At 51.4% G+C, this 9,903-nt stretch carries 6 protein-coding genes and 1 pseudogene; 5 read left to right on the top strand and 2 right to left on the bottom strand.

Going from position 1 to position 9,903, the window contains the following annotated elements:
- Positions 1-258 precede the first annotated feature (258 nt).
- The 4 genes from WC5_RS25475 (at position 259) to WC5_RS02570 (ending at position 3,886) form a co-directional block, all read left to right on the top strand.
- Complete coding sequence (locus WC5_RS25475) at positions 259-315, top strand: type I toxin-antitoxin system Ibs family toxin (RefSeq protein ID WP_012767742.1); 57 nt, start codon at positions 259-261, stop codon at positions 313-315.
- 216 nt (positions 316-531) lie between these two features.
- Positions 532-1,191, top strand: a complete 660-nt coding sequence (locus tag WC5_RS02560; protein WP_000003181.1) for a vWA domain-containing protein — start codon at positions 532-534, stop codon at positions 1,189-1,191.
- Positions 1,188-1,949: a PP2C family serine/threonine-protein phosphatase gene (locus WC5_RS02565; protein WP_000119110.1), complete on the top strand. Its 762-nt coding sequence runs from the start codon at positions 1,188-1,190 to the stop codon at positions 1,947-1,949. Before WC5_RS02560 ends, WC5_RS02565 begins: the two co-directional genes overlap by 4 nt.
- A complete protein-coding gene (locus WC5_RS02570) occupies positions 1,946-3,886 on the top strand; it encodes a helix-hairpin-helix domain-containing protein (protein ID WP_016231807.1) in 1,941 nt (646 codons plus the stop codon). Before WC5_RS02565 ends, WC5_RS02570 begins: the two co-directional genes overlap by 4 nt.
- Before the next feature lie 12 nt (positions 3,887-3,898).
- Here the strand turns inward: WC5_RS02570 and yegD are convergent, their stop codons facing one another.
- Complete coding sequence (yegD, locus tag WC5_RS02575) at positions 3,899-5,251, bottom strand: molecular chaperone (RefSeq protein WP_000469764.1); 1,353 nt, start codon at positions 5,249-5,251, stop codon at positions 3,899-3,901.
- Positions 5,252-5,384: 133 nt separating this feature from the next.
- Here yegD and alkA point away from each other — a divergent pair, with 133 nt between their 5' ends.
- Positions 5,385-6,233 (top strand): DNA-3-methyladenine glycosylase 2, encoded by an 849-nt coding sequence (gene alkA / locus WC5_RS02580; protein ID WP_016231806.1) that lies wholly within the window; start codon positions 5,385-5,387, stop codon positions 6,231-6,233.
- Between the two features lie 79 nt (positions 6,234-6,312).
- On the opposite strand, the pseudogene WC5_RS0122755 reads toward alkA, so the two are convergent.
- Positions 6,313-9,630: pseudogene (locus tag WC5_RS0122755) on the bottom strand (diguanylate cyclase).
- Positions 9,631-9,903: the final 273 nt, after the last annotated feature.

Genomic DNA, 9,903 nt, shown 5'->3' with positions numbered 1-9,903 from the left:
GAAACGTTTCGCGCAATGTTACTAGTGTAGCCAGCCAATAAGGGAGAAAAATGGAGGAATTATGAAACAGTTTCGCGAATAGTCTGAATAGTGGTGCACTTTGCGAGCGCGCATCCAGTAATGACGCAGGAAACTATTTTCTCTGCAAGTTAGCGATAGACTGCGTACATGGCGAAAGGAGGTAAGCCGACGATTTCAGCGGGACGCTGAAACGGGAAAGCCCCTCCCGAGGAAGGGGCCTTAAATAAGGACAGGGTCATGATGAAGATACTCATCATCGTGGTGCTCTTAGTGATTAGCTACCCAGCATACTAAGACTACCAGGGCGGGGGAAACCCCGCTCTACCCTCACTCCTGAACTTATGTTACTCCACCCTTATTGTCAATCTGAAGCCCACGTTCTTGCGAGGCGAATAGCAAACTTATCTGCGCCGCCGGGCTTAATTCTGAAAGTATCTTCGCTTGCTCTTAATTTATTATTGCTCTCGGTATGATACCGAATCTCAATAATTCTCTAAGAAAGGATTTCTTATGAGCGAACAAATCACGTTTGCCACCAGCGATTTTGCCAGTAACCCGGAACCACGTTGCCCCTGTATTTTGCTGCTGGATGTTTCTGGCTCGATGAGCGGTAGACCCATTAACGAACTTAACGCAGGATTGGTGACCTTTCGCGATGAACTGCTTGCCGATCCGCTGGCCTTAAAAAGAGTGGAACTCGGCATTGTGACTTTCGGCCCGGTGCATGTGGAACAACCATTTACCAGCGCCGCTAACTTTTTCCCGCCTATCTTGTTTGCTCAGGGCGATACGCCAATGGGCGCTGCAATTACCAAAGCCCTGAATATGGTTGAGGAGCGGAAACGTGAGTACCGTGCAAATGGTATTTCGTATTATCGCCCGTGGATTTTCTTGATCACCGATGGCGCGCCAACCGATGAGTGGCAGGCTGCTGCCAGTAAAGTGTTTCAGGGAGAAGAAGATAAGAAGTTTGCCTTCTTTACCATCGGTGTTCAGGGGGCAGATATGAATACTCTGGCACAAATCAGCGTCCGTCAGCCTTTGCCGTTGCAGGGATTACAATTCCGTGAACTGTTTAGCTGGTTATCCAGTTCGCTACGTTCGGTTTCCCGCTCCACGCCGGGAACGGAAGTTGTACTGGAAGCGCCAAAAGGCTGGACGTCAGTGTGAGCTGGCGTCTGGTCTATTCATCAGCCGTCGGAACGTCGCATATCAGCTCTGACTTACCTTGCCAGGATGCCTGCCAGATGCAGGTTGTCTGGATAAACGACCAGCAACCGTTACTGGTGATGTTTCTTGCCGATGGCGCAGGTAGCGTTTCGCAGGGTGGCGAAGGCGCGACGCTCGCCGTCAATGAAGCGATGGCGTTTATGATGCAAAAAGTACAGGGTGGTGAATGTGGTCTGAATGATGTGCTTGCGACAGATATTGTGCTGGCAATTCGCCACTGTATTACTGCCCGTGCACAAGCTGAAGAACTGGCGGTTCGTGATTTTTCCTGTACTTTTTTGGGCGTTATATCATCAGCGACCGGCACATTGATTATGCAGATTGGCGATGGTGGCGTGGTGGTGGATTTTGGTGAAGGGCTACAGCTACCACTAACGCCGATGAATGGCGAATATGCCAATATGACCTACTTCATTACTGATGAAGATGCTGTCACGCGCCTTGAGACTTACAGTTGCGATGCGCAGGTGATAAAAGTGGCTGCATTTACGGATGGTATTCAGCGGCTGGCATTAAATATGCTGGAAAATTCTCCCCATGTACCTTTTTTTGCGCCATTTTTCAATGGGCTGGAATCAGCGACGTCAGAACAACGCGATATATTGCCAGATTTGCTAAAGCAATTTTTGTCCTGCCCCGCAGTGAATGAACGCACCGATGATGATAAAACGCTGGCGCTGGCCATGTGGTTGCCGTGAAATCAACTATATATACCGCAGCTGGCGATTGCGTGACGCCAGGTCATGAATTAGGCAAAGGTGGCGAAGGCGCGGTTTATGATATCAATGAGTTTGTCGATAGCGTCGTCAAGATTTATCACACGCCGCCACCCGCCTTAAAACAGGACAAACTCGCCTTTATGGCCGCGACAGCCGGCACGCAATTGCTCAATTATGTTGCCTGGCCACAGTCAACGCTTCACGCTGGGCGAGGCGGAAAAGTTATCGGTTTTATGATGCCAAAAGTGTCTGGTAAAGAACCGATTCATATGATCTATAGCCCGGCACATCGTCGTCAACGTTATCCTCATTGTGCGTGGGATTTTCTACTCTATGTTGCGCGCAATATAGCGGCATCTTTTGCTACGGTGCATGAGCACGGGCATGTCGTGGGTGACGTCAACCAGAACAGCTTTATGGTGGGCCGCGACAGCCAAGTGGTGCTTATCGATAGTGACTCCTTTCAGATTAACGCCAATGGCACGCTGCATTTATGCGAAGTCGGCGTGTCGCATTTTACGCCGCCAGAGTTGCAAGCCTTACCGTCATTTGTCGGCTTTGAGCGCACCGTAAATCACGATAATTTTGGCCTTGCGTTGCTGATTTTTCACGTCTTGTTTGGTGGGCGTCACCCTTATTCCGGTGTGCCGCTTATCTCTGAAGCGGGTAATGCGCTGGAGACGGATATTGCCCATTTCCGTTATGCCTATGCATCAGACAATCAGCGACGTGGCTTAAAACCGCCGCCACGATCTATTCCGCTATCGATGTTACCGAGTGATGTTGAAGTCATGTTTCAGCAGGCGTTCACTGAAAGTGGCGTGGCAACCGGGCGTCCGACGGCTAAAGCGTGGGTAGCGGCACTGGATTCTCTACGCCAACAGTTAAAAAAATGTCCCGTTTCAGCAATGCATGTTTACCCCGGTCATTTAACTGACTGTCCGTGGTGTGCATTGGATAATCAAGGCGTTATCTATTTTATTGATCTCAGCGAAGAGGTCATTACCACAGGCGGGGATTTTGTGCTGGCAAAAGTCTGGGCGATGGTGATGGCGTCAGTGCCACCGCCAGCACTACAGTTACCATTACCCGCTCATTTCCAGGCTGCTGGCAGGCCGCTTCCTTTAGGCCTGTTACGGCGTGAATACATCATTCTGATTGAGATCGCGCTGTCAGCGTTATCACTGCTGCTTTGCGGTCTTCAGGCGGAACCGAGTTATATCATTTTGGTTCCTGTGTTGGCGGCTATCTGGATTATTGGCAGCCTTGCAAGCAAAGCGTACAAAGCAGAAGTCCAGCGACGACGTGAAGCTTTTAATAGTGCAAAAATGGACTATGACCATTTAGTTAACCAGATCCAGCAGGTGGGTGGGCTGGAAGGTTTTATCACCAAACGAACGATGCTTGAAAAAATGAAGAATGAGCTTTTGGGATTGCCGGAAGAAGAAAAGCGCGATCTGGCAGCACTTCAGGACACCGCAAGGGAGCGGCAGAAGCAGAAGTTTCTGGAGGGGTTTTTTATTGATGTTGCTTCTATTCCCGGCGTTGGTCCCGCGCGTAAAGCGGCTTTACGGTCCTTTAGTATCGAAACAGCGGCAGATGTGACCCGGCGCGGCGTTAAACAAGTGAAAGGATTTGGCGACCATCTGACTCAGGCGGTTATCGACTGGAAAGCGAGCTGCGAACGCCGTTTTGTATTCAGGCCGAACGAAGCGGTAACACCAGCAGACAGACAAGCGGTAATGGCGAAAATGACTGCTAAACGTCATCGGCTGGAATCTGCGTTGACAGAGGGTGCGGCAGAGTTACAGCGATTCCGCCTTCATGCTCCCGCACGAACCATGCCGTTGATGGAACCGTTACGTCAGGCGGCAGAGAAACTGGCTCAGGCTCAGGCAGATTTAAGCCGCTGCTGAGCCATTTCTTATTTAACGAAATACCACTTCTGCCCAGCGCGCCAGCCCGGCAGTAACGGAACCAAAGTCGTCGCCACCTGCAATCGGGATGCCCGGCAACTGTTCCGCCAGTGCCTTTTTAATCAGCGGCGATCGGGCGCTACCACCGGTCAGATAGATGACGTCTGGTTTTTCCTGGGCGTTATCCAGCGCCAGTTGCACTTGTTCCAGAATCCGCGCCAGCGGCTGGTTGAGGGCACTTTCCAGTCCATGCTGGCTAATCAGCGTTGCCAGTTCGTCACGGATAAACGGCAGCGACGCGCAGGTTTCCGCTGCGCTTGAAAGGGCAATTTTGCACTCTTCCGCGCTGCGCACCAGCCGGTAACTTAAACGTTGCCGCCAGACTTTCTGCAACAGGGCGACTTTCTCCGGCTCGCGGGCATCGCGTACCAGATCGTTAAGCAGGCGACCGTTGGCGCTACTGTAGAAATCACTCTGCGCAGGTACGTCGTTGATGGCAACCGCATTCCACCACGGCAGGATCGGTAGGGCGATACCTTTTTCGGTTTCGCCCCCCATGCCCAGCAGCGGCATCAGGTGTTTAAATGCCAGCGCGATATCCAGATCGTTACCGCCAATACGGCAACCACTGTGACCCAACAGGTTGGCTTCACGATCGAGACGCGAACGCCACTGCGGCCCCATTAGCAGTAAGGAACAGTCAGTAGTACCACCGCCGATATCCACCACCAGCACCCGTTTTTCTTCCTGTAAGGTGGCTTCGTAATCCAGCCCTGCCGCTACCGGCTCGTACTGAAATACCACATCCTTAAACCCGGCACGCTTCGCCGCACGTTCCAGAATCCCTTGCGCCTGGGCGTTTGCTTCATCTCCGCCCAATCCCTGGAAGTTGATTGGGCGACCAATGACCGCCTGGGTAATTGTTTCTGGCAGTTGCGCCTGCGCTTGTTGGCGAATGTGCAACATCATTGCGCAGACCAGATCCTCAAATAGCGCCACCTGCTGCGGTTTTAACCCGCTGGCACCGAGGAACGATTTCGGTGATTTCACAAACCACACTTCCTCCGGATCATCAATGTACTGCGCCAGTGAGGAAAGACCGAACTGCACGCTTTTCGCCGTGACGTCGATATCTTCTTCGCGGTTATAACGAATCGCCCGACGTAACAGCGCCTGCGTTTCATCATCGTTTGCCGGAACATCATGATGGCGGTACAGCCACTCGCTTACTGCTTCACGCGTTGGTGCACAAAGCATCGAGGGCAGCAGCGTGCTGTCATTTTCCATTTTCAACATCTGCGGTTTACCGTCGCGCATCACCGCCACTGAACAGTTTGCTGTACCGTAATCAAAACCAATAAACACGAAATAATCCCCATGCCGGTGAAGAAGGGGCGTGACTTTAGCGAAATGTTGCCGTCGCGACAACCGGAATATGAAAGCAAAGCACAGCGTCTGAATAACGTTTATGCTGAAAGCGGATAAAAAAGGAGATGCGATGTATACCCTGAACTGGCAGCCGCCGTATGACTGGTCGTGGATGTTGGGATTTCTTGCCGCTCGTGCGGTGAGTGGAGTGGAAACAGTTGCGGACAATTATTATGCCCGTAGTCTGGCGGTGGGCGAACATCGCGGCGTGATAACGGTGGTTCCTGATAGCAAAAATAATACGTTGCAAGTGAACGTAAGTTCGGGATTAGAACCGGTGGCGACCGAGTGCCTGGCGAAAATGAGCCGCCTGTTTGATCTGCAATGTAATCCGCAGATTGTTAACGGTGCATTGGGCGAATTAGGCGCGGCGCGGCCCGGATTGCGTTTACCGGGCTGTGTTGATGCTTTTGAGCAGGGCGTACGCGCAATTTTAGGCCAACTGGTGAGTGTAACGATGGCGGCAAAACTGACCGCCAAAGTGGCGCAGCTTTATGGCGAACGGCTGGATGATTTCCCTGAATATGTCTGCTTTCCCACACCTCAACGACTGGCAGCAGCCGACCCGATGGCACTAAAAGGGTTGGGGATGCCGTTGAAACGGGCAGAGGCGCTGATTCATTTAGCCAATGCGGCACTGGACGGCTCCTTACCGATGAAAATGCCGGGCGACGTTGAGCTAGCGATGAAAACGCTGCAAACATTTCCTGGAATTGGGCGCTGGACGGCAAATTATTTTGCCTTGCGTGGCTGGCAAGCGAAAGATGTTTTCCTGCCGGATGATTATTTGATTAAACAGCGATTTCCTGGAATGACGCCGGCACAAATCCGCCGTTATGCCGAACGCTGGAAACCCTGGCGTTCTTATGCGCTGTTGCATATCTGGTATACGGAAGGCTGGCAACCAGAAGAAGTATGATGCTGGTCGTCTTATCCAGCCTGGGGAATGAGCGAATTGTAAGCCTGATAAGACGCGTCAGCGTCGCATCAGGCAATACTCAGTTAATCGCGAAATAACTGCTATTAACCAGCAAATCCAGAGGTTGAGCGTCGGCAATGACATCGCCATAAATCAGATCAACACCCATGCCGGAAAGCGTATCCATCACCAGCGGCAACGCTACTGGCCCCGCGATGGTCTTCACCCCCAGTCGCTGGGCATGACCCTGAATGATCGATATCAGCATCTCATCCATCAAATTACCCTGTACGCTGGCGCATAACTCACCGTCGAGCAGTAGATAATCCGCCATATTTGCTTTCAGTGTGTTGAAGAGCTGCAGATCGCGCCCTACCTGACTGAGCACGATCCGGCAGCCTGCCAGCCGCAATTTATGCATATTTTCTGCGTGGTCGAAAATTGCTTCAGCCGGAATAATCAGATGTAATAACCGCGATGGTAGGGGGCTACTTTCCAGTTGCGCAAGCAGTTTATCCACCAGCGGGGCGCTGCTTAACCCGGTAACGGAAAGGGGGAGGGCGATGCTTAAGCCTTTACTGGCAACCGCTTTTGCTGTCTGCTGGAAAAACTCATGTAATATCCGACGATCAAGGGCGTGATTGAGCGCCGGATCGCTGAAGCTACGACGAAATGCCAGTTCATCAATAATCTCACCTTCACTACTCCAGAGCTTAAGCGAAATCAGCCACAAATTACGCGTATCCGGGATTCGCGGTGAAGCGACGCCGTGGGCGATCATCATCAGTTGATTCTCTTTGATCATCCGCCACTGTTCATCGAGTGACATCACCGCCCGTTCGCTATGTTTAGCAGTTTGCTGTGGTTCGTAAACCGTCACCCAACCGCGCCCACCATTTTTCGAAGCATAACAGGCGATATCGGCCTGCGACATCACGTCTGCCGCCTGATGATTGCTGTCATCGATCAGGGTAATCCCTGCGCTGGCACCTACCCGATGCACACGGCCCTCCCACATAAAGTGGTAGTCATTAATCGCACTGATAATGCGTGTGGCGATAAAGCGGGCACTTTCAACATTACAGTCCGGTAGCAACAGACCAAATTCATCACCGCCGAGTCGCGCCAGCACGTCGCTGGAGCGCAGCATACTCAGCATCAACGACGCCAGTTCACGCAGTAAAGCATCGCCCGCCGCGTGCCCGGCGCTGTCATTCACCGCTTTAAAATGATCAAGATCGATAAACACCAGTGCATGTCGATGATGCGTGCTGCTTACCGTTTGCAGCAGTATTCGCAGTTGTTTTTCAAAACTGGCACGGTTAGTGAGATGCGTCAGGGCATCATGGGAGGCGCTATAACTAAGCTGGCGCAGCATTTTGCGTGACTCAGTCTCATCCTGAATGACCAGTACCGAACCAATATTGCTGCCGTCCAGAGTACTTAACGGCGTAATGCTGTAATGGACGTCGTAGCTGCCGCCGCTGCGGCAGTGGAGAACGACATCTTGTTCAATAGCGGAACGCGAGGTGTCGGCACTGTAAATGTTCTCCATTAACGGCCCATTGTCGCCAAATGTAATTTGCAACACCGTTAATAGTGGAACGCCCAACGCCTCTTCTTGTGTCCAGCCGCTCATCTTCTCGGCAACCGGATTCATAAAGGTGATTTTCATCGCCATATCAATACAGACCACGGCTTCGCCGATGGAATCCAGCGTAATGTGCAGGCGCTCTTTTTCCTGAAACAGCGCCTCGTTCAGCTGTTTCACTTCGGTCATATCAATATTAATACCGAGCAATCGTTCGACTTCGCCTTCTTTATTCAGCACCCGATTGGCGAGGGCGCGGATATGACGAATACCGTCTTTCACGATGATGCGAAATTCCAGCTTAAAGGGCAAGCGAGCCTGTAATGAATCACGAATCACTTTTTCGGCGTGTTGGCGATCTTCCGGCAGCACGCAGTCATACCATACCTGTCAGTTCGGTTTGATATGTGGTGAAATTTCATATAGCTCGAACATCCGCTTATCCCAACTAAAAATATCCGGCTTCAGTTCCCACTCCCAGATGCCAATCCCACCCGCTTCATTAGCCAGCGTTATCCGTTCCATCAGGCGTTTGTTAATCTGTTCGGTGCGTTTAAGATCGTTTATGTCTTCAATCTGCGCAATAAAGTAGAGCGGCGTGCCATCGGTGTGGCGCACCAGCGAGACGGCAAGCAGCGCCCAGACAACGTCGCCATTACGGTTGTAATAACGTTTCTCCATCGAGTAGGTATTTATTTCACCGCTAATTAGCTTCTCAACGTGTTGTAGATCTTTATTGAGATCTTCCGGCCAGGTAAGTTGCTGGAAGGTGAGGGCGCGCAACTCTTCCTGGCTGTAACCGAGAAACTGGCATAGAGCTTTGTTGGATTGCAGCCATTGCCCCTCGGTGCCCACTAATGCCATGCCGATGGCGGAATATTCCATAGCGTTACGAAAGCGGGTTTCGCTTTCTGAAATATGCTTGCGTTCAGCGCGAAAGGCGTACATCACCATGGTCATGATGTTGGCGGGCAGCAGGATCAGTAAAAATGGCAGCCACGGTACGTGACTCATCAAGTAGGTTCGCGGCGTGGCGAGTAAAGTCGGATCGGCCGCCATCATCAGCGACACCATCATCACAGTGGTGAGGAAGATCAAAAAGGCTTCCATCCGTGGCAGGCGCACGGCGCTCCACATCAGCAGCACAATAATGAAAGTAAAAGGCCACGGTAGATATAGCATCGAGAGCCAGCTTAACGTCAGCGTGATGGCTAATGTTAATAGTGTTTCAAACAACAGCCGTGGATCACGGTGACGGAGCAGGTAATGTGGCTTAAATAACAAGCCTAGCGGTACTAGCGCCAGTGCGCCGATTGATTCGGAAAGTACCCAGATTAGAAACGCTCTAAGCGGATCGTCGTCTGATACCAGCAGGAGAACCAGCACGCCCCCCAATACTGGCGGCACGATGGCGCTGCCAAATGCGAGACGTAGCCAGTCAGCCAGATTTTGCAGTGGGTTATACCACGGCAGCAATTTCCGCAGCAGCATTGCCCCCACTACGGCCTCAACAATGTTGATTGCCGTCCACGCCATATTCAGCGAACTGGTAGAAAACAGTAGCACGGATGCGGCGATATTCCCCAGCGAGCAGGCCAATGCGATTCCCGGCCACATCCGCCCGGCATGGCGGTAAAATGCCACCATCATAATGGACGTGGGGAACCAGAGTGGCGCAAGTTGCGTACCAAACTGTGAAAGCTCAAGCGAGAAAAGGGTAAAGATGAATGAGACTAAACCTAAACTGATGAGGTGAAGCAGGGGATGAGGCAGGGTAATTAAAACACGTTGTGATGGTTTACTCATTACCGCTCTATCCGTATGACCAGGTCGTCAGTATTAGTATTTGTATTTATGCTAGTACAAAAGTTTTACATTTTATATGCGGATTGTTCATAAAGTGACGTAATGGCGGATAATTTGTGCAACTTTGCACAACATTTTTTACCTTGCTTTAAAACCGAACAATTAAATTTGCGTCAGGGGATTGATCGTCAACACTTAACTCTAAGTGTGCGGCAACGCTATTCGACTGGTATCAGGCGGATGAAATCCCTATAATTGCCGCGTTTGGCGCTT

The organism is Escherichia sp. KTE114 (assembly GCF_000407765.1).
GTDB lineage: Bacteria > Pseudomonadota > Gammaproteobacteria > Enterobacterales > Enterobacteriaceae > Escherichia > Escherichia ruysiae.
This window is presented reverse-complemented; position numbering and strand designations above follow the sequence as displayed.

What these genes read in the sequence shown, in the direction of transcription:
- WC5_RS02560 (WP_000003181.1), top strand. Translation starts at nt 532, where the DNA reads ATGAGCGAACAAATCACGTTTGCCACCAGCGATTTTGCCAGTAACCCG.
- alkA (WP_016231806.1), top strand. Translation starts at nt 5,385, where the DNA reads ATGTATACCCTGAACTGGCAGCCGCCGTATGACTGGTCGTGGATGTTG.